Below are 21,546 nucleotides of genomic sequence, written 5' to 3'. Positions count from 1 at the left end.
GCGAAAGGCAATTCGGGGCAATCCGACCTCTCCCCGAGGGGAGAGGAGCTCGCTCGGCGCTGGTGCTCGCCTCTTCTCCCCAGCGGGGAGAAGGTGGCCGCGAAGCGGCCGGATGAGGGGGCGGCCTCGTGATACCCTACGCCCCCTACTGCCCCCCCTTCACATGCGGCGCCAGCCGCCGGATCGCGGCAATCACCTCGGCGTCTTCAGCAACGTCTAGATCCAGCCAACAAAAGTCAGCACCAGGAACGGACAGCCGGCGGCGGGCAGCGGCGCCGAGGTCGGCAGCAAGGGCGCGCCCCACAGCACCATGGCCACCGTCACGACAAACAGGGTGGCGGCAATGAGGCCGGTGAGCCGCATCCACAGGGCAAAGGTGTTCGCCGCGCTGATCAGGAAGAGTGCAGCCGCCCACAGCGAGATGCCAGCGACATAGGAGGGCACGCTGGCCTCCAGCCCTGCCGCATTGCCGGCCAAAAGCAGGCTTTCGCCGGCCAGGAAGGTGAGGAACCCGGCCGCGACGCAGTCACTGCCCAGCCGCTGGTATTTCATCGTCAACAGCGCGGTCGCCACCACGAGCGCCACGCCATCGATCGCCCACAGCGTTTCGCGCAGCGGGGCGCTGGCGACGAAAGTGCCGGCCAGGCCGAAGGCGCCGCCGATGGCTAGGCCGGTTGCGGCGACGGTGTCTGAGGTGGAGCGCATGTGATGTCCCCCAGCCAGGGAGGATACGCCTGGATATGGTGATGTTGAAGGAGGTTAATTGCGCCGGCTACTGCCATCGACTGGCTCCGTCCGCATCGCCACCTCACTGCCAGTATTGAGCGCCAGATGTCTTGACAACATGCCCATAAAATTCCCTGTCGATACCTTCTATCCACGATTCTATCTGTGCAAAGTAGCGTCCGACGTCCACATCCGTAATACTTAGCGGATCCTCGTGAGCTAAGACATTTCTCACATCCATAAATGCGCGCAAGGCAAGCTCTGCGTTTGTCTTGGTCCTCTTAGATAGAGCTTGGATCATTTTAGGTCTCCCCAATCTCCTGAAAAGGACATCCAGATTGTGGATCGACGGGAACTTCTTATCCTTTACCAACTTGCCGACTAGATCCAGTACCGGCATTGGATCATTGTCCCTCAACAACCCAAACGCCGTCAGTTGCTGACTAGTGCCAATCGCTAATTCAGTTTCATCACCCAAGGCGATGAATCTTCTGTGGAGTTCCTCCTGCGACCTAGCGGCGAACAGTGCCCGTGTTAGCAGTGGCATCGCTGAGTTAGCCGCACCTCCAGCGGTCAATCCGCTAAGCCATTGGCTCGTAAGGTCCAGCAGATAATCCTCCAGAAGAGCAGAAAGTTGAAAGACGCAGTTCTGGAAAATTGCGTCACGAACAAAGGTTGGCAACTTCCTCGTCCGTACCTTCGCATATACGAAGGAAGCACGAAGAGCTTTCCTGCGTTGGATGGCCGTCTGCCTTGCCTGTGACCGACGGTATGACATTATTCAGGGATTGTTCGTTCGACCAGATCTTTGAACATCGCGATACGATATCGCACCAAGGGCGGGTCGCTCGTCGAAGCGGATACTGCTCGATGGTAGTCTCGATTGCTCTGCAATGCCTGATAATCCGCAAGAAATTTCTCACGTATTGCCGCGTTTACATTTTTAGCCGACCTGTTGGCCAAGGCAAATCCTGCCATCTGAGCGTCAAACACTGCCGCGTTGAAATTATTGTCTGGTTGACCGTCATCGTCCAACAATCGAAATGCTTTGCTACCAAGCATGGTTTGGACACCGTCGACAGCCGCTTTAAATGTATTCGTGAAGACATCGCTTTCTTTTCCGTCACGCTTACTCTGCGCGAATTTATTCAGAAACGACGCAAGTGGCTTTTCGTACTCGTCAAGCTTGAAGCAGAGCGCAAGGAAGCGGAGTATCAGTTCTGCCCCTCGCATTCGCTTGTCGTCCTTGATCCCACTAAGCGCCTGCCATGGCTCGTACTCTCCCAAATCGTCAAGTAACTCCATTAATTTTCCGTGGTACAGGCCGTGTCGCAATTCCTGAGGATTTAGCTGAACAGCACCTGTGTTCAGGCGTTCAAAAACATCGAATTTGATCTGAGGGTGCGTTTCCTTAAGTATGGTGATACATCGAATAGTTCTGTTCTCGATGTGCGTACGAAAGCGATGGTCGAGTTCTCGAAACAAAAATCCATTGAGATCCGGAAAAGCCCTCAAACCCTTTAGCTTAAATCCGTTCTCTAGAAACAGCCTAATACTCATTAGACGCTGATTCCCGTCGATCACCTTCAAGGTGCCGTCATCTTCTTGGTCAAGATACACAACAGGTATCGGGCATTGGATTATGAGCGACTCGATAAGCCTGGAGGCCTGGTTTCGTGTCCAAACATACTTGCGCTGAAAGTCAGGGACGATGATCTTCTCGTCCTTCAAAAGGGTCGCGATGGTAGATATCGTAAAGTCATATGTTTCCGTCTGAAGACGCCGCTCATTGAGCGGCACATTCAGAATGCCCTCATCGTCTTCCGCACGTGAGGCTCGGACCGGAAATAGCAAATCAGCGAGTTGCCGCTGAGCTAACTTCGCTTGCTGCGCCATTCTTATTCTCGCTACGCTAGAAGAGGTCAGCTCTTATTCTAGCGGCGGCATTATAATTTCAGCAAGAGCTAATCATCGGTAGGCAGCAGCCTTTGGGGCATTGGCTGTAGAATAGGTCGCAGAGCTAAACCAGCTGCCTTCCTCAATCGCCCATCTTCAGCGCCTGGATAAACGCCTCCTGCGGGATATCCACCTTGCCGAACTGGCGCATCCGCTTCTTGCCCTCTTTCTGCTTGTCGAGCAGCTTGCGTTTGCGCGAGACGTCGCCGCCGTAGCACTTCGCGGTGACGTCCTTGCGCAGGGCCGAGATGGTTTCGCGGGCGATGACCTTGCCGCCGATGGCGGCCTGGATCGGGATCTTGAACAGATGGTTCGGGATCAGCTCCTTCAGCTTCTCGCACATCTGGCGGCCGCGCTTTTCCGCCGCCGTGCGGTGGACCAGCATCGACAGCGCGTCGACCGGCTCCTCATTGACCAGGATCGACATCTTCACCAAATCGCCTTCCTTGTAGTCGGTCAGGTGATAGTCGAAGGAGGCGTAGCCCTTGGAGATCGATTTTAGGCGATCATAGAAGTCAAAAACCACTTCGTTGAGCGGCAGGTCGTAGATCAGCATGGCGCGCTTGCCGACATAGGAGAGGTCGGCCTGGATGCCGCGCCGGTCCTGGCAAAGCTTCAGGATGCCGCCGAGATAGTCGTCGGGGGTCAGGATGGTGGCGCGGATCCACGGCTCCTCGATGGCCGAGATTTTCACCACGTCGGGCATGTCGGCGGGGTTGTGCAACTCCTTAACCGAGCCGTCATTGAGCAGCAGCCGGTAGACGACGCTCGGCGCCGTGGCAATGAGGTCGAGGTTGAACTCGCGCTCCAGCCGCTCCTGGATGATTTCCAGGTGCAGCAGACCGAGGAAGCCGCAGCGATAGCCGAAGCCGAGCGCGGCACTGGTTTCCATTTCATAGGAGAAGGAGGCGTCGTTGAGGCGCAATTTGCCGACGGCGGCGCGCAGATCCTCGAAATCGGCGGCGTCGACCGGGAACAGGCCACAGAACACCACCGGCTGCGCCGGCTTGAAGCCGGGCAAAGCGTGCGGGGTCTGGCGCTTGTCCTCGGTGATGGTGTCGCCGACGCGGGTGTCGGCCACTTCCTTGATCGAGCCGGTGAAGAAACCGAACTCGCCGGGGCCGAGCTCGTCGACATTGATGCGGGCGGGCGTGAACACGCCGGTGCGCTCGACCAGATGTTTTGCGCCGGTGCCCATCATGCGGATGGTCGCGCCCTTTTTCAAAACGCCGTCGATGATGCGCACCAGAACGATGACGCCGAGATAAGCGTCGTACCAGCTGTCGACCAGCATGGCTTTCAGCGGTGCTGACGCGTCGCCTTCGCGCGGCGGCGGCAATTGGTGGACGATTGCCTCCAGCACATCGGGAATGCCGAGGCCGGTCTTGGCCGAGATCAGCACGGCGTTGGAGGCGTCGATGCCGATGACTTCCTCGACCTGCTCGCGGATGCGCTCGGGCTCGGCGGCCGGCAGGTCGACCTTGTTCAGCACCACGACGATCTCGTGATTGTTGTCGATGGCCTGGTAGACATTGGCCAGCGTCTGCGCCTCGACGCCCTGGGAGGCGTCGACGACCAGCAGCGAGCCCTCGCAGGCGGCCAGCGAGCGCGACACTTCATAGGCGAAGTCGACATGGCCGGGCGTGTCGATGAGGTTGAGGATATAGTCCTCGCCATTGTTGGCGCGGTATTTCAGCCGCACCGTCTGCGCCTTGATGGTGATGCCGCGCTCGCGCTCGATATCCATCGAGTCCAGCACCTGCTCCTTCATGTCGCGCAGCTCCAGCCCGCCGGTGGACTGGATCAGCCGGTCGGCAAGCGTGGATTTGCCATGGTCGATGTGGGCGACGATGGAGAAATTGCGGATGTGGTCGAGAGGCGTGCTCATGGCGCGCGCTTTAGCAGGGGCGGGTTGCAGGGGCAAGCGGGGTGGCGGTGCCCTTGCCTTCTCCCCTTGTGGGAGAAGGTGGATCGGCGCGCAGCGCCGAGACGGATGAGGGGTGTTCCAGCTTGACGCCGGCGTTCTTTCACCGCCATGGCTGCAAACTGACATCCCTTACATAAGCGATTTTCGTGGTGCAGACGCTGTCCATGTCTTTCAGGACATCGTCGTTCCAAAAGCGCAACACACGAAAGCCTCTCGCCTCCAGTTCCGTTCTACGGGCCTGGTCTGACTCTGAGTCCGCATGCTGACTCCCATCGATCTCGATGATGAGGAGTGATTCAAGACAAGCGAAATCGGCGACGTATTTTCCAACAGGAACTTGGCGCCGAAATTTGATCCGATCGAGCCTGCGGTCACGTAGTTCGTGCCACAGTTTGTCTTCCGCCTCCGTCATTTCACGTCGGAGCGAATGGGCAAAGTTTCGTTTGGCAGGAGCGAACGGGCTGATGTGGCATGACGTTAGATTAACCAACGTCTCACTCCGCTGGAACACCCCTCATCCGTCTCGGCGCTTCGCGCCGATCCACCTTCTCCCACAAGGGGAGAAGGCAACGACGCGTCCGCCCCCAATCACGAAGCGGTGAACCATGTAACGAAGCCTCGGGCAGCGGCGAAGTGTGGGATGAACCCGCCGCAACGGAGACCCCCGATGACTGGACTTAACCCAAAACGCGCCGGCATGCTGGCTGCCGTAGGCGCCGCGCTGATGATGCTTGGCGGCACCGCCTTCGCCCAGCCGCTCACCGTGGTCGAATTGTTCACCAGCCAGGGCTGTTCGTCTTGCCCGCCGGCCAATGCCAATCTGATCAAGGTCAAGGACGAGCCGGGCGTTCTGGCGCTGTCGTTCAACGTCACCTACTGGGACTATCTCGGCTGGAAGGACATTTTCGGCCGCGAGGAATTTACCCAGCGCCAGGTGCGCTATGAGCCGTCGCTCGGCCGCTCCGGCCCGTTCACGCCGCAGGTCGTGGTCAATGGCGGTGCCGATGCGGTGGGTGCAGCGCCCGGCGAGATCGAGCAGCTGATTTCCGCGAGCGGTCACACGAACGGGCCGACGCTGTCGCTCGACGGCGGCAAGATCAGCATCGGCGCCGGTTCCGCGCCGGCCGGCCGCGCCGATGTCTGGCTGGTCCGCTACAACAAGGGCGTCATCGAAGTGCCGGTGGCGCGCGGCGAGAATACCGGGCGCACGCTGCCGCATGCCAATGTCGTGCACTCGCTGGAGAAACTCGGCAGCTGGAGCGGCGACGCCACCACACTGCCGCTGCCGGCGGCAAGCGGCGGGCTGAGCACCGCGGTGCTGGTGCAGTCGCCGGGTGGTGGGCCGATCCTGGCTGCAGCCGCCGACTGATTCTTTTTCTACGCAACGCCGCTAGCGCGGCATAACCGGGCCCGCATCCGCGCGCCCTCTTCAAGGAGGAAATACCATCATGACCAAGATCCTGACCGCACTCGCCTTTGCGCTTTCGATGACCGCCTTCGCCGCCGGCGCCCGCGCCGAAGACGCGACCAGCGCCATGAAGCCGGCGATGGCAACCGAGGCGATGAAGCCCGCTACCGATGCCATGGCGCCGGCGACCGATGCCATGAAGCCAGCCGACCCAATGGCGACGAATGCGATGAAACCCGCCACCGACGCCATGAAGCCGGCCGATGCCATGAAACCCGCAACGGATGCGATGAAGCCGGCGGACGCCATGGCGCCCGCGCAATAAGACTTGATCCCATGGCCCGGCCGCACAGTGGCCGGGCCATGGCACGGCAATTTGAGAAACCAGGCGGGACGTTCTGTCGTATAGTCTTCGCCACCATCAAGGAGATCAGACATGACCGGCATTGCAAGGACGAGAACGCCGATCTTCAAGAGCGCGCTTGCCGCGCTCATCGTCGCCGCCGCCGCGGCCGCCTTCTGGCAGAGCCCGGCGCGTTCGGCCGAGGACGCGGTGGTCATCCCGCCGCCGGCAATGGACGAGAAGGCCGCCAGCGGCAGCGAGAAGGCTATCTTCGCCGGCGGCTGCTTCTGGGGCGTGCAGGGCGTGTTCCAGCACGTCAAGGGCGTGACCAAGGCCGTCTCCGGCTACACCGGCGGCGCCAAGGATAACGCCGTCTACGAAACGGTCGGCAGCGGCCGCACCGGCCACGCCGAATCGGTCGAGATCACCTACGATCCGTCCAAGGTGACCTACGGCCAGCTGCTGCAGGTCTATTTCTCGGTCGCCCACAACCCGACGCAGCTGAACTATCAAGGGCCGGACTCGGGCACCCAGTACCGCTCGACCATCTTTGCCGAGAATGGCGAGCAGCAGAAGATCGCCCAGAGCTACATCGCCCAGCTCGACCAGGCCAAGGTGTTTGCCAAGCCGATCGTCACCACGCTGGAGACGGGCAAAACCTTCTATCCGGCCGAGGAATATCACCAGGACTTTCTGACGCTGAACCCGACCTACCCCTACATCGTCTACAACGACCTGCCCAAGGTGGCGAATTTGAAGGCGCTGTTCCCGGGGTTGTATAGCGAGAAGCCGGTGCTCGTGCTGGCGGGGAAGAGCTGAGCACCTAATCTCCCCCCTCGAGGGGGGATGTCGCCGGAGGCGACAGAGGGGGTCGGTCCGACCGGACGCGACCTCCTGCGGCAGAAGAAGGTTAGCGCTCCACGCGCGGCGACCCCCTCTGGCCTGCCGGCCATCTCCCCCTCAAGGGGGGAGATCAGCTCCCCTCAATCATACGTCAGATCCGTCGCCTTGCCCCCGAACACCCGATACGCATAGAACGAATAGAAGATGATCACCGGCAGCACGACCACCGTGCCGGCGAGGATGATGGCCAGGCTTTCCGTCGCCGACGCCGCCTGCCAGATGGTCAGCCTGTCGGGCACCACGAAGGGGTAGAACGACCAGGCAAGCCCGGCAAAGCCGAGCGCGAAGATGGCGGCGAGCGTCAGGAACGGCCGCAGCGCGTGGCGATCGTCGGGCTTGGGCAGATGGAAGGTCTGCCGCCACAGCCACAGGAACAGCAGCGCCGACAGGATCGGCAGCGGCGACAGATAGAGCATTTCGGGCCAGACGAACCATTTGGCGAAGATACGCGGACTGGCGAATGGGGTCGCCAGCGACACCGCCGCCATGCCGAGCGCGGTCAGCACAAGGGCCGTGCGCAGCCAGGCCACCGCCTTCCTCTGCAATTCGCCCTCGGTCTTGTAGATGACCCAGGCCGCGCCCATCGCTGCATAGGCCGCCGACAGGCAGAGCGCCACCAGCGCCCCGAAAGCGGTGCCGCCAAAACCGACATCGAGGCCGAGCACATAGACGCCGAGCATATAGCCTTGCGCCAGCGAGGCGATGACGGAACCGAGGAAGAAAATGCGGTTCCAGCGATGCTTCTTGCCGGCGGGCACCTTGGCGCGGAAATCGAAGGCGACGCCGCGCAGGATGAGGCCGACCAAAAGCACGAAGACGGGAATGTAGAGCGCGGTGAGGATGACGCCATGCGCCAGCGGGAAGGCGACCAGGAGCAGGCCGACGGCCAGCACCAGCCAGGTCTCGTTGGCATCCCAGAACGGGCCGATGGCCGCGATCATGGTGTCCTGCTCGGCATCTTCGGCGACCGAGAACAGGATGCCGATGCCGAGATCGAAACCGTCGAGAATGACGTAGATCAGGATGGCGAGGCCCATCAGGCCGGCGAAGATCAGGGGCAGCGCGGTTGGCCAGTCGAAGGTCATCGGTCTGTCATCCCTCTCATCAACGGTTCTGCCCTTCGCTATGGCTCCGGGCGTTCGTCATTCGAAAAGCCAAATCGTTGGCTTTTCGTCCGCTACGCGGACCATTCCTCACTCTCCCGCAGCCGGTTGCGACATCGCCGTCTTCATGACGCGCGGGAGCGGCGAGGTATCGCCGTCCTTGGCGGCCTTCAGCGCCAGGTGCACCAGCACGCCGAGATAGGCGATCAACAGCAGCACATAGAGGATGAGATAGATGGCGAGCGTCAGCGCGACATGGCTGCCGGCGACCGGGCCGATAGCGTCGGCGGTTTTCAGCACGCCGGTGACCAGCCAGGGCTGGCGGCCGATTTCGGTGGTGTACCAGCCGGCGAGCGTCGCCAGCCAGCCCGACAGCGCCATCGGCACCATCAGCATGGCCAGCGGCTTGGGCAGGCTGTGGCGGCGCTTGAGGAAGAAGGTCGCCGACCACGAGACGATGAGCATCAAAATGCCGGTGCCGACCATGATGCGGAAGCCCCAGAACACCGGGAAGACCGGCGGATGCAGGCCGGGATAGTCGTTGAGCCCCGGCACGATGCCGCTGGTGGAGTGACGCAGCACCAGGCTGGCGCCGTCGGGAATGGCGATCTCGAATTTGTTTTCCTTCGCCGCCTCGTCGGGCAGCGCAAACAGCACCAGCGGCACGTTGGGGCCGGTGTTCCAGTTCGCCTCCATGGCGGCGATCTTCTGCGGCTGGTGCTCCAGCGTATTCAGCCCGTGCTGGTCGCCGGCGAAGATCTGGATCGGGATCAGGATGGCGGCGGTGAAGACGCCGGTGCGCAGCGCCTTCCACATCGATTCCGACCGGTCGCCGGTGAGGTAGCGCAGCGCCGACAGGCCGGCGATCAGGAACGACACCGTCAGGCCGGAGGCGAGCAGCATATGAGTCAGACGGTAGGGCATGGACGGGTTGAAGACGATCGCCCACCAGTCGACGGGATGCGCCTTGCCGTCGATCATCTCGAAGCCGGCCGGCGTCTGCATCCAGGAGTTCAGCGCAATGATCCAGAAGGCCGACAGCGTGGTGCCGCCGGCGACCAATACCGTCGCCAGCGTGTGGACGCGGTTGGAGACGCGGCGGAACCCGAACAGCATGATGCCGAGGAAGGCAGCTTCGAGGAAGAAGGCGGTGAGGATCTCGTAGGCAAGCAGCGGCCCGGCGATGTTGCCTACATGCTCCATATAGCCCGGCCAGTTGGTGCCGAACTGGAAGCTCATGGTGACGCCCGAGACCACGCCCATGGCGAAGGACAGCGCGAACACCTTTACCCAGGTGAAATAGGCGCGCATCCAGGCGGAATCGCCGCTGGCGTTGTAGCGGAGCTTGAAGAACAGCAGCACCCAGCCAAGCGCAATCGTGATGGTCGGAAACAGGATGTGGAACGAGATATTCGCCCCGAACTGCATTCGCGACAGGATGAGCGGGTCCATGCGGGCTCCGGCTGCTGTTTGTTGGCGCAGAATAGGCGGCGGATGCGGTCCGGTCAAAGCGGCTTGGCGTCACGCGGGGCGCGTTGTCGCAGCAGATGGGATCAATCCGTCAGTGCCCCGATACCCCCATGACGAAACGGCAAAAGGGGAACGTTTGTCCACAATTGTCAGCAGCGGCATTGACTTCCCGCCGTGCGCACCGACATTCAGCGCAATAATAATCCCCGCCTCTTTCAAACAGTCGTTTTCGGCCTCATGTCTTCCACGAATTTGCCTTCCATCATTTCGATTTCCGGGGTCACCAAGACCTACGCCACCGGCTTCAAGGCGCTGAAGGAAATCAACCTCGACATCGAACGCGGCGAGATTTTCGCGCTGCTGGGGCCGAACGGCGCCGGCAAGACGACGCTGATCTCGATCGTCTGCGGCATCGTCAACCGTTCGTCGGGAACGGTGACCGTCGACGGCCACGACATCAACCGAGACTACCGCGCCGCGCGCAGCCTGATCGGGCTGGTGCCGCAGGAGCTGACCATCGACGCGTTCGAGAGCGTCTGGGCAACCGTCACCTACAGTCGCGGCCTGTTTGGCAAGCCGCCCAATCCGGGCTTCGTCGAAAAGGTGCTGCGCGACTTGTCGTTGTGGGACAAGAAGGACGCCAAGGCGATCACGCTGTCGGGCGGCATGAAGCGGCGGCTGATGATTGCAAAGGCGCTGTCACATGAGCCGCGCATCCTGTTCCTCGACGAACCCACGGCCGGCGTCGACGTCGAACTGCGCCAGGACATGTGGGCGATGGTGCGGCGGCTGCGCGACGATGGCGTCACCATCATCCTCACCACGCACTATATCGAAGAGGCCGAGGCGATGGCCGACCGTGTCGGTGTCATCAACCGCGGCGAGATCATCCTGGTCGAGGGCAAGGCCGAACTGATGCGCAAGCTCGGCCGCAAGCGCCTGATCGTCGAATTGCGCAACCCGCTCACCGCCATTCCCGGTGCATTCTCGCACTACGCGTTGGAGCTGTCGGACGATGGCACACAGCTGACCTACACCTATGACAACCAGAGCGAACGCCCCGGCGTCGCATCGCTGCTGCGCGAACTCGAGACGGCAGGCATCCAGTTCCGCGACATGGACACGCAAAACAGCTCGCTCGAGGAGATCTTCGTCAATCTGTTGAGGCAAGAGCCATGAATTGGCGAGCAGTATGGGCGATCTACCGGGTCGAGATGGCGCGTGCGTTCCGCACCGTGCTGCAGAGCATCGTCTCGCCGGTGATCTCGACATCGCTTTATTTCGTCGTCTTCGGCTCGGCCATCGGCTCGCGCATCACCGAGATCGACGGCATCAGCTACGGCGCCTTCATCGTGCCCGGCCTGATCATGCTCTCACTGTTGACGCAGTCGATCTCCAACGCCTCCTTTGCCATCTATTTCCCGAAATTCGTCGGCTCCATCTACGAGCTCTTGTCGGCGCCGGTGTCGTATCTGGAGATCGTCATCGCCTACGTCGGCGGCGCCGCGACCAAGTCGATCATCCTCGGCTTGATCATCCTGGCGACGGCCTCGCTGTTCGTGCCGCTCACCATCCAGCATCCGTTCTGGATGCTGGCCTTCCTTGTCTTGACGGCGGTGACCTTCAGCCTGTTCGGCTTCATCATCGGCATCTGGGCGAAAAGCTTCGAGCAATTGCAGCTGGTGCCGCTGTTGATCATCACGCCGCTGACCTTCCTCGGCGGCAGCTTCTATTCGATCAACATGCTGCCCGAGACCTGGCGCACGGTGACGCTGTTCAACCCGGTCGTCTACCTGATCAGCGGTTTCCGCTGGAGCTTTTACGGCAAGTCCGATGTCTCGGTCGCCGTCAGCCTGGGCATGACGATGGTGTTCCTCGCCATCTGCATCGCCATCGTCGCCTGGATCTTCCGCACCGGCTACCGGCTGCGCAACTGACCCTGCCGCTCTAAAGCGCGTCGCGTTTGAACGGACTCAGGCGACGCGCATTAGGTCTTTGTTCTTATGCATGTCGTTTGCTCAAAACCGGGACCACTTTTGAGCGACATGCAAATAGGCGATCGCCCGTGCGCCGGTCAAATCAACAGTTTTGCTGGGGGCAAATTGGCCACGTTGGCCGCCACGCTTCTTGCTAGATCGCCTTGATGAGGCGCAGCAACCCCAGCATCTCGATCAGCCTGCCCTCGCGGAAGGCGATGTAGGTCGGTTCTTCGACGCCATGGTAGCGGCGCTTGAACGCCGCCTGGCCCTTGAGGTTGAACTTGCTGCGGTTGACCCAGGGCGACTCATAGGCCCGCTCGAAGGCGTTGCGCCAGAAGCTCGATTCGGCAAAGCTGTTGGCTCCGACATCGAGCATCGGCGACAGGCCGAGCGTGACGACCGAAATGCCCTCATTGCGAAACCGGTCCACGGCGAATTTGGTCAGCCCGATTTCGGCATGCGGCGAGGCATCGATGTGCTTGCGCTTGAACGAGGTGGTGTAGCCGATCACCTTGCCATCCCGGAACATCGGATCGAAATCGAGCAGAGCGACGAGCTCGCCTTCCGGGCTGTAGAGCACGAAACGGCGCATATCGATGCCGAGATGATCGGCAAAGGGGCGGTTGAGGAACGCCATCTCCCAGCGCTTGACGATGCGGTCGGCCCGCCAGTTCTGTGACAGGCGCTGGACCTCGTCGAGATAGACCGCTCCTTCGCCAAAAGAAAACCCCTTCTTCAACAGCCAGCGTTCGGAATACCGCACGGTTTCGTTGCGCTTGCCGGAAAAATCGTGAGCCGGCAGTTCCAGCCGCGTGTCGACGCCGAGACGGTTGACCTGGTAGCCGAGCCCGGCCAGAACGCGCGCCGTCGGTTCGCCGATCTGCACGAACCACGGGCTGTCGGCGGCTTCGACAAAGCGCCTGATATAGTCGGGCCGATCAGCCGGATGGGCCACCGGGTCACCTAGCGCGAAATGGTGCTTCATCTTGGTGCCGAAGGCGATGTAGCCGTCGGCGTCGCCGAAATAGGACAGTTTTTGCTGCACGGCGGTCGAATAGGCCAGCGAGAAGTCGCCGTGCTGGCGGACAAGCGCCAGCCGCTCGACATGCGAAAAATCCTGGCGCGGCACCTTGGCTGCGGCGCCCTCCAGCAGTCTGTCGAGAAAGATACGCAAGGAGGGCATGGTCGAGCTTCCGCGTGCCGATGATAAACAGAGGCTTGCCCCCAAGGCCTCGAATCAGTCGCATTGACGCGACCTCATTATCGATCATGTCGCCCCTGTGCCATATGGGACGTGCCATATAGGACGGGTTCCCATGGCGCACCTAAAAGGAAATCTCGACCGAATGGCGGCTACGACAAGCGAAACGATGCCTATCGTCCTGGGGCCGAAAGGACCCGACTATACGGTTATCGTCATCGGCGCCGGAGCGGCGGGGCTGGCGGCCGCCGACGCGCTTGGCCGGCGCGGCGTGCGGGTCGTCGTGCTTGAAGAGGAGCCGCGGATCGCCGAACCGTGGCGAGGGCGGCACGAGAAGCTGACCCTCAACACGCATCGCGCGCTATCGGCCCTGCCCGGCCTTGCCTATCCGCCACGCACCGCCGCCTTTCCGAACAAGGATGCCATCGTCGGTTATCTCGAGGATTTTGCCCGCGCGCGCGGCATAAGGGTCGAATTCGGCACCGCCGTCGAGCGGATCGAACGCAGAGGCAATGGCTGGCTCGTCCATACGGGCCGGGAAACGCTGAGCGCCCGCAATGTCATCGTCGCCACCGGCCGCGACCGCTTGCCATGGACGCCGGACTGGCAAGGCAAGGCGACTTTCACCGGCAAACTTGTCCACGCCGCTGATTTCGGCACAGCGCACGACTATGTGGGCAAAAGCGTGCTGGTGGTCGGGGCCGGAAATTCGACGTGCTCAACCACCTCGCCCGTGCCGACACCAAGGCCATCTGGTTGTCAGCCAGGCAGGGTCCGTCACTGATGCCGAAGCGGATCGGCAAGGTCGCGGTGGCGCGCTTCGGCGGTTTCATGGCGATGCTGCCGACGTGGATTGCCGATGCCGCGATTGCCGCGACGCAGCGGCTGGTGTTCGGCGACCTCACCCGCTTCGGCCTGCCGCCAGCGCCGAAGGGCGGCGCCAGCCGGCTCGGCGTCGAGCAGATCGCGATCGCCGTCGACGACGGCGCGGTTGCCGCGCTGAAGGCCGGATGGATTTCGGTGGTGGCGCCGGTGGCGGCTTTCGAAGGCGCCGGCGTGCGGCTGAACGACGGCACGGTGCTCGAGCCGGATGTGGTGATCGCGGCAACCGGCTATCGCACCGGCCTGGAGGCAATGCTGGGCGATCTCGGCGTGCTCGACGCCAAGGGCGTGCCGAAGGCCAATGGCGGCACCCCGAGCGGCCAGCCCGGCCTGTGGTTCATCGGCATGCGGCCAAGCCTGACCAGCTATTTTCACAGCGCCGGACTGCAGGCCGAAGCGATTGCCCGTCAGATCGCCAGGGAGTTGTAGACGCTTCGGTGCGCTTGGTCCGACACATCTGCATGGCGGGATCGTATATTTTGGCGGTTAGCCGAAGCGCCCTGTCCCTTCGTCATTCTCGGGTCTTCGCGACGCCGCTGCGCGGCTGCTTCGCCAGTGGGATGACGAAGCTGAGAGCTTGCGGCCAATCTCCCAACGCAGGCGCTTGTATCCACTTCATGTCTTATTATATAACATGTTATCAAAATCGGACAAACCGACCATGGAAGACATCATTCGATCCCTTGGCTACCTCACCCTCGGCAGCAGGCTGAAGCGTATCGGCGAGCAGTTGCAGGCCGATACGCAGCGCATGCTCGATGGGCTGGAGGTGCCGGTGCAGTCCAGCCAGTATCCTCTGCTGGCCGCGCTGGACCGGCTCGGGCCGCTGCCTGTCGGCGAGCTGGCGCAGTCACTGGGGATCACCCAGCCGGGGGTGACGCGCAGCGTGGCGCTGCTGGCCGAGTTGGGGCTGGTCGAGGCCGCGCCATCGAACGACGACCAGCGCCGCAGGATGATCTCGCTGACCGCCAACGGCCAGCGCCTGGTCGACAGGGCGAAGCGGGACGTTTGGCCGCGCATCGAGAACGCCGTTGCCGACTTGTGCAAAGGCCTTGCGGGGCCGCTTCTACAACAACTCTCGGCAATAGAGGACGGCCTGGCGGCGGCCCCACTCGACCGTCGTGTGAAACAGGATGTCGCGCCATGAGCCATGTCCTTGATCGTCCGGTCTGGAGCGCGCTCGACACGCGGCATCGGATCTTTGCGTATGGCGACAGGCTCGCCAGGCGCTATCCCTCCTCGATCGTCCCCTTCGCGGCTTCCGGGGCAGACGACGCTGAGAGCCTGCAGGCGCTCGCAAGCCTCATTCCTGCAGGTGAGAGCGTGTTCATGCTCCAGGCGGACCCCATTGCCCTGCCGCCGGAACTGACCGCGACCGTGACCGCCTTCGGCGTTCAGATGGTTGCCGAGGCGCCATTGCCTTCCGTGTCGGACGAGCGTGTGCAGCAGCTGACGCAGGACGACGCGGCCGAGATGCTTGCTTTGGCGTCACTGACCAAGCCCGGCCCGTTCACCCTCAAGGCGCTGAGCCTCGGCGAGTTCTGGGGCGTGAAGATCGGCGGCCGGCTGGCGGCGATGGCCGGCGAGCGCATGAAGCAGCCCGGCTACAGCGAACTCAGCGGCGTCTGCTCGCATCCCGAATTTCGCGGCAGCGGCCTCGGCCGGCTGCTGTCGGTGTTCGTGGCCAACCGAATTTTTGCGCGCGGCGAAGTTCCCTACCTGCATGCCTATGCCAGCAATGCCGGCGCGGTCCGGTTGTACGAGTCCATCGGCTTCAGGCTGAGGGCAGAGATGAATGTGGCCGTCGTGCAGCGCGCCGGCTAGAGCGTTTCACCGTTTCACGGAAACGGCGAACCGCTCCTAGGCCTTTATTTTTACGCAATTCCGGACGGAAAACCGCTTCACACTTTTCCTGGAATTGCTCCAGGCCGCCTTGCGGGCCTCAGGCTGATTTCGGCTCCAACCTGCGGAAACCCACGGTTTCCATAAGCATATCTTCCTCGACCATGCCGGCATTGTGCAGCGCAAGCAGGTTCAGCGCGATCTCCCGCGCCTCCGCCGAATCGGGATGCACGTCGCGCCTGCGGCAGGCTTCGTCGAACACGCGTTGCAGCCTGGCGATGTCGTCGGGTTTCAGCAGGCCACGGTCATAGACGGACTTTGGCATGGCACTCTCCTCCAGAAGAGGTAGGGCGCCATGTTTAAAAGTCCATTCTTTTCCAATGCTTGAGCGCAGCTGCCTGGGTTTGCACGAATCCGACCGAGCGTGGCAGTCAGACCGCGATCGCGCTGCCATTCATTCAGCACCTCGGCCGTGGCCTGTTCCGCCGCAGTCTGCTTGACGTGCCGCCACGCTTGCGAAACAAGAGCTGCCACAAAGGACAGCGAGGCACAAAAGTGAGTTTCTGGGGACTGGCGCAGCTCGTCATTTCGACGGTGATCTTCCTGCTGGCGGCCATCGCGGCCAAGCAATGGGGGCTGGCGCCAAGCCTTGGCAAGATCGTGCTGACACTGGCGCTCTATACGGCGGGCAATCTGATGATGCTGCGGCTGGTTCGTGAGTTCGGCATGTCGGTGTCGTTCAGTCTGTCGGCGGTGATCCAGCTGGTGGCGGTCAATGTGGTGGCGCTGGTGTTCTTCGGCGAACGCGTCAATGCCTTGCAGGCGACCGGCATCGTGCTGGCCATCGCGGCGGTGGTGCTGATCTCGCTCGGGCCTTACCTGCAGGGGCGACTGTAATCCGATGAAGACCCCGCGTGCGTTCACCAACTGGCTTGAATTTCCGGTGCTGCTGGCCGGGCTGGTGATAGCCGCCGGGCTGTGGGGCTTCGAGGAACTGATGGAGGTGGCGCGGGCCACCACGCCGCACGCTTTCGATACTGAGATCCTGCTCGCTTTCCGAAAAGTGGGTCAGCCGGATGTTCCCGTCGGCCCGGCATGGCTGGAAGGCGCGATGCGCGACATCACCAGCCTCGGCAGCTCCAGCGTGCTGGTGCTGATCGTAACGGCGGTGATCGTCTACCTCCTGCTGATCCGTAGGCCGAGGACGGCGCTGCTGATCTTTGTCGCGGTGGCCGGCGGGCAGCTGCTGTCGACCTTGCTCAAGGCCGGCATCGACCGGCCGCGCCCCGATCTTGTCTCGCACCTGGCCAACGAGACGTCGCTGTCGTTTCCCAGCGGCCACGCGATGCTGTCGGCGGTGACCTATCTCACGCTAGGCTCGCTCGCAGCGCGCTTCCTGCCGGGACGAACGACGAAAATCTATGTCCTCAGCCTGGCGGTGCTGGTAACGCTGCTGGTCGGCGTCAGCCGCGTCTATCTCGGCGTCCACTGGCCTTCCGACGTGCTGGCGGGATGGTGCGCCGGCTTCACCTGGGCGACGCTGTGCTGGCTGGCGGCGCGAATGCTGCAGCGGAACAAGGCGGTGGCCGATGGCAACGAGCCCGAAGACTGACGATCCGGAGCGACATTCAAATCAGCCGGTTGATCAGCCCGTGTCCGCAGCCTGCCAGCAGAAAAACCGCCGACAGCAAGGCTGCCGACGTCGTCAAGGTCCTGAAAATCTTCAACTGATATTTCCCCGCCATAAGAGCCAAGGCGGTTAACGTAGCATGCTCATCCCGTATCCCGCCATCCGGCTTTGTGGAGAGATCATGTTTCATGTATGCTTTATGATGGTTGAAACATCACTATGATTGTATTACACGTCGTCTCCGCAGACTCAGACGGGGGTTCCGACCGATGATCACTGCCGCGCAGATGCGCGCCGCGAGGGCGCTGGCCGGCATCGATCAGAAGACACTCGCCGAGCGTGCCGGCGTTTCGCTTCCGACAATCCAGCGCATGGAAGCGAGTGACGGCGTGGTCAGGGGTGTGGTCGATACGCTGATGAAGGTTGTCCAGGCTCTCGACGAGGCCGGGGTGGAGCTCATCGGCGAGAACCAGACCAGCGAGCGCGGCGGCCGGGGCGTGCGCCTCAAGCCGGTCGCGCCGCCGAACCCGCAAGGCTGAGCCGGCATATAGTCGCGACGGCGACCGCCGACAGTCCTGCCGACGATCCCGCCGCCTTCACGCAAGCGGAAGGCAGTCCATGGATCAGATCCGGCGGGCAGTGCATCAACCGGCCCAGAAGTCGGCAAAGCCGACATTTTCAGAGCGGTTCACGCCCAAGCTGGTGACGGTCTGGCGCGAAGGTTACCGCCTGCCGCAGTTCAAGGCCGACTTCATGGCCGGGCTGACCGTCGCCATTGTCGCGTTGCCGCTGTCGATGGCGATTGCGATTGCTTCGGGCGTGACGCCGGAGCGCGGCCTGTTCACGGCCATTGTCGGCGGCTTCATCGTCTCGGCGCTCGGCGGCAGCCGCTTCCAGATCGGCGGCCCGGCCGGCGCCTTCATCGTGCTGGTGGCGGCGACGGTGCAGCGCGAAGGCGTCGACGGACTGCTGCTGGCGACGATGATGGCCGGCATCTTCCTGCTCGCCATCGGCTATCTCCGGCTCGGAACCTATATCAAATTCATCCCTTACCCGGTGACGGTCGGCTTCACCGCCGGCATCTCGATCATCATCTTCTCCGGCCAGATCGTCGAACTGTTCGGGCTGAGGCTTGCCGGGCCGGAGCCCGGGCCGCTGCTGCCGAAACTGATGGCGATCGGCCACGCGGCCGGCACGCTCAACATCTCGGCGACGCTGGTGGCGGCGTTGACCATCGCCACCATCGTGGGGGTGAAGCGCTGGCGGCCCGGCTGGCCGGGCATGCTGATCGCCGTCGGACTGGCCTCCCTTGTCGTGGCGCTGCTTTCGCTGCCGGCGGAAACGATCGGCACGCGCTATGGCGGCATTCCGCGCAGCCTGCCGTTGCCGGCACTGCCGGGACTCAACCTCGACAAGGCGATTGCGGTGCTGCCGGATTCGGTGGCTTTTGCGCTGCTCGGTGCCATCGAATCGCTGCTCTCGGCCGTGGTCGCCGATGGCATGACCGGGCGGCGTCACCGTTCCAATTGCGAACTGGTGGCGCAAGGCTTTGCCAACATCGCGTCTGCCCTGTTCGGCGGCATCTGCACCACCGGCACCATCGCCCGCACCGCCACCAATGTGCGGGCCGGCGCGCATGGGCCGGTTTCCGGCATGCTGCATTCGCTTTTTCTGCTGGTCTTCATGCTGGTGGCCGCACCAATGGCGAGCTACATCCCGCTTGCCGCCCTTGCCGGGGTGCTGGCGGTTGTCTGCTGGAACATGTTCGAGAAGCAGGCCTTCGCCACATTGCTGCGCGCTTCGCGCGGCGACGCCCTGGTGCTGATGGCAACCTTCCTGATCGTCGTCTTCCGCGACCTCACCGAAGGCATCGTCGTCGGCTTCGCACTAGGCTCGATCCTGTTCATTGATCGTATGGCCAAGTCGATCGCCGTGGAGGCGGATTTGCCGCTGGTGCAGGACGATGTCGCCGACAGCAGCGGCCGCGCCTACGATGCAAGCGAGGCAAGCGACGCCGACACCGTCGTCTATCGCATCTCCGGCGCCTTCTTCTTCGGCGCCGCCTCGACTGTCGGCACGGTGCTCGACCGCATCGCCGACCAGCGCAAGAACTTCATCCTCGATTGTTCGGCGGTGCCGTTCTTCGATTCCACCGCGGCCAATGTCATCGAGGGCGCGGCGTACAAGGCGAAACGTGCCGGCGTGCGTTTCATCATCGCCGGCGCCTCGCCGCAGACGCGGCGCATGCTGATCAACCACGGCGTCAAGCGGCCGCTGGTGACCTTTGCCGCTTCGATCAAGGATGCGCGGGCGCAACTCAAAGCCGCGCCCGCTGGCTGAGCCGGCAAGTGTGCGCCGTCAGTCCAGGCTCAGCGCCGCGATCTCACCTTCGTTCATCAGCGGCACGAAAATCCGCGTGCCATCTGTGCCGATGTCGGCGCTGCCCGGCTTGAACTGCTCTACAGCCTCCGGCGCCTCGCCGACTTTGTACCGATAGAGCGTGCCGGTCATGAAGGCGGTGGCGTAGATCCTGTCGCCGATGGCGACGACGCCATCAAGGTCGGCAAAGTTTTGTGCGCCAGGCAGCGGCGTCACGGCTTTCGTCGCGAGATCGACCGACAGCAGGCCCCCGGGCGCGGCAGTGCTGAAGTCCGGCTTGATACCCTTGCCCCACGAGGCCACGATCAGCCGGTCGCCATCGGCAAAGATGCCGTTGGGCGCGGCGAGCTTCGCATCCTTCACGAACAGGTCCGGCTTGTTGCCGTCGATGCGGTAGATCGCATCGGCCAGCATGTCGGTGACATAGACCTTGCCCGATGAGTCCGATGTGACGTCGTTGAGGAAGACGGCACCGGGCACATCGATGGTCGAGACCAGCTTGCCGCTGGCGAGATCGACGATGCGCACCTTGGTGATGTCGGCGACGTAGAGCTTGCCGCCAGAGATCGCCGAGCCCTTCGGTGCATCCATGCCGGCGGTCCAGTGCCGGCTAACGACCTTGCCGTCCAGCGACAGCACCGAGAGATAGCCGTTGCCGTCGGCCTCCCCGGGATTGCCGACGATGTTGGAGACGATGATGCGATTGTTGGCGGCATCGAACAGCGCCGATTCGGGTTGCTCGAAGCCCGAGGCGCGCCAGAGTTCGGCGGCCTCGGCCGCAGGCACAAGCGCGATACCGAAGGCGGCGAGACAAATGGAGGGGATGAGGGTTTTCATGGCCAGGTCTCCTGTGGTGGATGGCGGAGCGCTAGGAGTTTCGATACTTTTCCGGAAGGGCGATTCGAGCTAGTATCGGAAACCGATACGAAATGGCGCAAAAGAGGTGCATTCCATGAACGGCCTGATCTTCGAGGCGCTGAAGCGGACGCTGAAGGCCAAGGGCGTCACCTATCGTGAGCTAGCCGGGCGGATGGGCGTTTCCGAGCCGACGGTGAAGCGCATCTTCCACGAGCGCAACTGCAAGCTCGACCGTCTCGTCGGGATCTGCGCTGCCGCCGGCGTCGAGCTGGAAAACGTGCTGGGGTCGATGAACCGGGGGCCGGGACCGGTCAACCGCATCGCGCCAGAGGTCGAGCGCAAGCTTGCCGGCCGGCCGGCGTTGCTGTTCATCTTCGTCATGCTGTCGGAGAAATTCACGCCCGAGGGCGTCATGCGCTCGCAAGGCTTAAGCGAAGCGTCGATGTTCCTCTATCTGCGCGATCTCGAAGCGCTCGGCCTCATTGCGCTGGGCAGCGGGTTGTCGGCACGGCTGCTGGTCGACACACCGATCCAGTGGAATTTCGAAGGGCCGCTCAGGCCGCTATTCGAGATGACAAACAAGAATTTCATCGGCTGGGCGATCACCCATCTGGAGCGGGAAGCGACCTTCGTCTCTTTCTCCAGGCGGATGCGGCCGGAGACGGCGGAGATGGTGAAGCGCGAGGCGGAGGAACTGGCCGAGCGCGCCAAACTGCTCGCCCATCACGACCAGCACACGACGCCGGAAGACGGGCTGACCGGCTACAAATGGACATTTGCTTTTGGCGCAACCCCGTTTCCGGCGATCATGCCGATCGGCCCGCACCCCAGGGATCCCGGTGCGTCCGACCGGCCCACCGCTCCGGCAAAGGGACGCCGCCCGTTGCCGGCTTGACGCGCCAGCCGCGTTTCAAAAACGAAACCATGATAGAGTTCGCG

The 21,546-nt window shown here is 62.6% G+C and carries 25 protein-coding genes; 14 read left to right on the top strand and 11 right to left on the bottom strand.

Translation table 11 applies throughout. The annotated features are described in order from the left end of the window. Positions 1–216: 216 nt before the first annotated feature. The 5 genes from NKI61_RS03490 to NKI61_RS03470 form a co-directional block, all read right to left on the bottom strand. Positions 217–705 carry a hypothetical protein gene (locus NKI61_RS03490; RefSeq protein ID WP_352838849.1) on the bottom strand — a complete coding sequence of 163 codons (489 nt, stop codon included), beginning with the start codon at positions 703–705 and terminating at the stop codon, positions 217–219. 103 nt (positions 706–808) lie between these two features. After that, entirely contained in the window at positions 809–1,408 is a 600-nt protein-coding gene (locus NKI61_RS03485; protein WP_156033633.1) for a hypothetical protein, read from the bottom strand. 95 nt (positions 1,409–1,503) lie between these two features. After that, positions 1,504–2,622, bottom strand: a complete 1,119-nt coding sequence (locus NKI61_RS03480) for a GmrSD restriction endonuclease domain-containing protein (RefSeq protein WP_027048720.1) — start codon at positions 2,620–2,622, stop codon at positions 1,504–1,506. Positions 2,623–2,764: 142 nt separating this feature from the next. After that, complete coding sequence (lepA, locus tag NKI61_RS03475; RefSeq protein WP_352838848.1) at positions 2,765–4,570, bottom strand: translation elongation factor 4; 1,806 nt, start codon at positions 4,568–4,570, stop codon at positions 2,765–2,767. A 139-nt stretch (positions 4,571–4,709) separates the two neighbouring features. Beyond that, a complete protein-coding gene (locus NKI61_RS03470; protein WP_050590520.1) occupies positions 4,710–5,021 on the bottom strand; it encodes an endonuclease domain-containing protein in 312 nt (103 codons plus the stop codon). Between the two features lie 255 nt (positions 5,022–5,276). Here NKI61_RS03470 and NKI61_RS03465 point away from each other — a divergent pair, with 255 nt between their 5' ends. From NKI61_RS03465 to msrA, 3 genes are all read left to right on the top strand, one after another. Continuing rightward, positions 5,277–5,978: a DUF1223 domain-containing protein gene (locus NKI61_RS03465; RefSeq protein ID WP_023824048.1), complete on the top strand. Its 702-nt coding sequence runs from the start codon at positions 5,277–5,279 to the stop codon at positions 5,976–5,978. A 79-nt stretch (positions 5,979–6,057) separates the two neighbouring features. Further along, on the top strand, positions 6,058–6,342 hold the full coding sequence (locus NKI61_RS03460) for a hypothetical protein (protein WP_023824047.1): 285 nt from the start codon (positions 6,058–6,060) through the stop codon (positions 6,340–6,342). A gap of 111 nt (positions 6,343–6,453) precedes the next feature. Next, positions 6,454–7,179 carry a peptide-methionine (S)-S-oxide reductase MsrA gene (gene msrA / locus NKI61_RS03455; protein WP_023824046.1) on the top strand — a complete coding sequence of 242 codons (726 nt, stop codon included), beginning with the start codon at positions 6,454–6,456 and terminating at the stop codon, positions 7,177–7,179. A 164-nt stretch (positions 7,180–7,343) separates the two neighbouring features. On the opposite strand, the gene NKI61_RS03450 is transcribed toward msrA, so the two are convergent. Further along, complete coding sequence (locus NKI61_RS03450; protein ID WP_352519090.1) at positions 7,344–8,348, bottom strand: cytochrome d ubiquinol oxidase subunit II; 1,005 nt, start codon at positions 8,346–8,348, stop codon at positions 7,344–7,346. Positions 8,349–8,456: 108 nt separating this feature from the next. Next, positions 8,457–9,818, bottom strand: coding sequence for a cytochrome ubiquinol oxidase subunit I (locus NKI61_RS03445; protein WP_352838847.1), 1,362 nt, complete (start codon positions 9,816–9,818; stop codon positions 8,457–8,459). A 270-nt stretch (positions 9,819–10,088) separates the two neighbouring features. Between NKI61_RS03445 and NKI61_RS03440 the strand changes: the two genes are divergently transcribed. Continuing rightward, complete coding sequence (locus tag NKI61_RS03440) at positions 10,089–11,015, top strand: ABC transporter ATP-binding protein (RefSeq protein ID WP_023805831.1); 927 nt, start codon at positions 10,089–10,091, stop codon at positions 11,013–11,015. Beyond that, positions 11,012–11,773: an ABC transporter permease gene (locus NKI61_RS03435; RefSeq protein ID WP_023681263.1), complete on the top strand. Its 762-nt coding sequence runs from the start codon at positions 11,012–11,014 to the stop codon at positions 11,771–11,773. The genes NKI61_RS03440 and NKI61_RS03435 overlap by 4 nt, the downstream gene beginning before the upstream one ends. A gap of 193 nt (positions 11,774–11,966) precedes the next feature. Here the strand turns inward: NKI61_RS03435 and NKI61_RS03430 are convergent, their stop codons facing one another. Beyond that, a complete protein-coding gene (locus NKI61_RS03430; RefSeq protein ID WP_352838846.1) occupies positions 11,967–12,998 on the bottom strand; it encodes a phosphatidylglycerol lysyltransferase domain-containing protein in 1,032 nt (343 codons plus the stop codon). 187 nt (positions 12,999–13,185) lie between these two features. Here NKI61_RS03430 and NKI61_RS03425 point away from each other — a divergent pair, with 187 nt between their 5' ends. From NKI61_RS03425 to NKI61_RS03410, 4 genes are all read left to right on the top strand, one after another. Then, complete coding sequence (locus NKI61_RS03425; RefSeq protein WP_352838845.1) at positions 13,186–13,800, top strand: FAD-dependent oxidoreductase; 615 nt, start codon at positions 13,186–13,188, stop codon at positions 13,798–13,800. Next, positions 13,800–14,327, top strand: a complete 528-nt coding sequence (locus NKI61_RS03420; protein ID WP_352838844.1) for an NAD(P)/FAD-dependent oxidoreductase — start codon at positions 13,800–13,802, stop codon at positions 14,325–14,327. Before NKI61_RS03425 ends, NKI61_RS03420 begins: the two co-directional genes overlap by 1 nt. A 232-nt stretch (positions 14,328–14,559) precedes the next feature. Then, entirely contained in the window at positions 14,560–15,045 is a 486-nt protein-coding gene (locus tag NKI61_RS03415; protein WP_023728778.1) for a MarR family winged helix-turn-helix transcriptional regulator, read from the top strand. Further along, the gene (locus tag NKI61_RS03410) at positions 15,042–15,722 is read left to right on the top strand and encodes a GNAT family N-acetyltransferase (RefSeq protein WP_352838843.1); all 681 of its coding nucleotides are present in this window, start codon (positions 15,042–15,044) and stop codon (positions 15,720–15,722) included. The genes NKI61_RS03415 and NKI61_RS03410 overlap by 4 nt, the downstream gene beginning before the upstream one ends. A gap of 118 nt (positions 15,723–15,840) precedes the next feature. Here the strand turns inward: NKI61_RS03410 and NKI61_RS03405 are convergent, their stop codons facing one another. After that, positions 15,841–16,065 (bottom strand): hypothetical protein, encoded by a 225-nt coding sequence (locus tag NKI61_RS03405; protein WP_023673272.1) that lies wholly within the window; start codon positions 16,063–16,065, stop codon positions 15,841–15,843. 230 nt (positions 16,066–16,295) lie between these two features. On the opposite strand from NKI61_RS03405, the gene NKI61_RS03400 reads away from it, so the two are divergent. Both NKI61_RS03400 and NKI61_RS03395 read left to right on the top strand, forming a co-directional pair. Further along, positions 16,296–16,637 carry a hypothetical protein gene (locus tag NKI61_RS03400; protein ID WP_023681268.1) on the top strand — a complete coding sequence of 114 codons (342 nt, stop codon included), beginning with the start codon at positions 16,296–16,298 and terminating at the stop codon, positions 16,635–16,637. A 4-nt stretch (positions 16,638–16,641) separates the two neighbouring features. Beyond that, positions 16,642–17,352 (top strand): phosphatase PAP2 family protein, encoded by a 711-nt coding sequence (locus tag NKI61_RS03395; protein ID WP_023687516.1) that lies wholly within the window; start codon positions 16,642–16,644, stop codon positions 17,350–17,352. 16 nt (positions 17,353–17,368) lie between these two features. Here the strand turns inward: NKI61_RS03395 and NKI61_RS03390 are convergent, their stop codons facing one another. After that, a complete protein-coding gene (locus tag NKI61_RS03390) occupies positions 17,369–17,560 on the bottom strand; it encodes a hypothetical protein (protein WP_023687515.1) in 192 nt (63 codons plus the stop codon). 79 nt (positions 17,561–17,639) lie between these two features. Here NKI61_RS03390 and NKI61_RS03385 point away from each other — a divergent pair, with 79 nt between their 5' ends. Beyond that, positions 17,640–17,909: a helix-turn-helix domain-containing protein gene (locus NKI61_RS03385; RefSeq protein WP_023687514.1), complete on the top strand. Its 270-nt coding sequence runs from the start codon at positions 17,640–17,642 to the stop codon at positions 17,907–17,909. Positions 17,910–17,988: 79 nt separating this feature from the next. Next, positions 17,989–19,710, top strand: a complete 1,722-nt coding sequence (locus NKI61_RS03380; RefSeq protein WP_352838842.1) for a SulP family inorganic anion transporter — start codon at positions 17,989–17,991, stop codon at positions 19,708–19,710. Positions 19,711–19,728: 18 nt separating this feature from the next. On the opposite strand, the gene NKI61_RS03375 is transcribed toward NKI61_RS03380, so the two are convergent. After that, a complete protein-coding gene (locus tag NKI61_RS03375) occupies positions 19,729–20,586 on the bottom strand; it encodes an NHL repeat-containing protein (RefSeq protein WP_352838841.1) in 858 nt (285 codons plus the stop codon). 115 nt (positions 20,587–20,701) lie between these two features. Between NKI61_RS03375 and NKI61_RS03370 the strand changes: the two genes are divergently transcribed. After that, positions 20,702–21,502, top strand: coding sequence for a helix-turn-helix domain-containing protein (locus NKI61_RS03370; protein WP_352838840.1), 801 nt, complete (start codon positions 20,702–20,704; stop codon positions 21,500–21,502). Positions 21,503–21,546 lie beyond the last annotated feature (44 nt).

The organism is Mesorhizobium sp. M0514, from assembly GCF_040321145.1.
In the GTDB taxonomy this organism is placed as follows: Bacteria; Pseudomonadota; Alphaproteobacteria; order Rhizobiales; family Rhizobiaceae; genus Mesorhizobium.
Note: the sequence above shows the minus strand (reverse complement) of the source record. Positions and strands in the feature narration are given on the sequence as shown.

Coding starts and splice junctions, on each gene's coding strand:
- NKI61_RS03395 (WP_023687516.1), top strand. CDS start 16,642: ATGAAGACCCCGCGTGCGTTCACCAACTGGCTTGAATTTCCGGTGCTG.
- NKI61_RS03410 (WP_352838843.1), top strand. CDS start 15,042: ATGAGCCATGTCCTTGATCGTCCGGTCTGGAGCGCGCTCGACACGCGG.
- NKI61_RS03425 (WP_352838845.1), top strand. CDS start 13,186: ATGCCTATCGTCCTGGGGCCGAAAGGACCCGACTATACGGTTATCGTC.
- NKI61_RS03490 (WP_352838849.1), bottom strand. CDS start 705: ATGCGCTCCACCTCAGACACCGTCGCCGCAACCGGCCTAGCCATCGGC.
- NKI61_RS03390 (WP_023687515.1), bottom strand. CDS start 17,560: ATGAAACATGATCTCTCCACAAAGCCGGATGGCGGGATACGGGATGAG.
- NKI61_RS03415 (WP_023728778.1), top strand. CDS start 14,560: ATGGAAGACATCATTCGATCCCTTGGCTACCTCACCCTCGGCAGCAGG.
- NKI61_RS03385 (WP_023687514.1), top strand. CDS start 17,640: ATGATCACTGCCGCGCAGATGCGCGCCGCGAGGGCGCTGGCCGGCATC.
- NKI61_RS03445 (WP_352838847.1), bottom strand. CDS start 9,818: ATGGACCCGCTCATCCTGTCGCGAATGCAGTTCGGGGCGAATATCTCG.
- NKI61_RS03375 (WP_352838841.1), bottom strand. CDS start 20,586: ATGAAAACCCTCATCCCCTCCATTTGTCTCGCCGCCTTCGGTATCGCG.
- NKI61_RS03470 (WP_050590520.1), bottom strand. CDS start 5,021: ATGACGGAGGCGGAAGACAAACTGTGGCACGAACTACGTGACCGCAGG.
- lepA (WP_352838848.1), bottom strand. CDS start 4,570: ATGAGCACGCCTCTCGACCACATCCGCAATTTCTCCATCGTCGCCCAC.
- NKI61_RS03420 (WP_352838844.1), top strand. CDS start 13,800: ATGCCGAAGCGGATCGGCAAGGTCGCGGTGGCGCGCTTCGGCGGTTTC.
- NKI61_RS03450 (WP_352519090.1), bottom strand. CDS start 8,348: ATGACCTTCGACTGGCCAACCGCGCTGCCCCTGATCTTCGCCGGCCTG.
- NKI61_RS03380 (WP_352838842.1), top strand. CDS start 17,989: ATGGATCAGATCCGGCGGGCAGTGCATCAACCGGCCCAGAAGTCGGCA.
- NKI61_RS03465 (WP_023824048.1), top strand. CDS start 5,277: ATGACTGGACTTAACCCAAAACGCGCCGGCATGCTGGCTGCCGTAGGC.
- msrA (WP_023824046.1), top strand. CDS start 6,454: ATGACCGGCATTGCAAGGACGAGAACGCCGATCTTCAAGAGCGCGCTT.
- NKI61_RS03405 (WP_023673272.1), bottom strand. CDS start 16,065: ATGCCAAAGTCCGTCTATGACCGTGGCCTGCTGAAACCCGACGACATC.
- NKI61_RS03460 (WP_023824047.1), top strand. CDS start 6,058: ATGACCAAGATCCTGACCGCACTCGCCTTTGCGCTTTCGATGACCGCC.
- NKI61_RS03370 (WP_352838840.1), top strand. CDS start 20,702: ATGAACGGCCTGATCTTCGAGGCGCTGAAGCGGACGCTGAAGGCCAAG.
- NKI61_RS03430 (WP_352838846.1), bottom strand. CDS start 12,998: ATGCCCTCCTTGCGTATCTTTCTCGACAGACTGCTGGAGGGCGCCGCA.
- NKI61_RS03480 (WP_027048720.1), bottom strand. CDS start 2,622: ATGGCGCAGCAAGCGAAGTTAGCTCAGCGGCAACTCGCTGATTTGCTA.
- NKI61_RS03435 (WP_023681263.1), top strand. CDS start 11,012: ATGAATTGGCGAGCAGTATGGGCGATCTACCGGGTCGAGATGGCGCGT.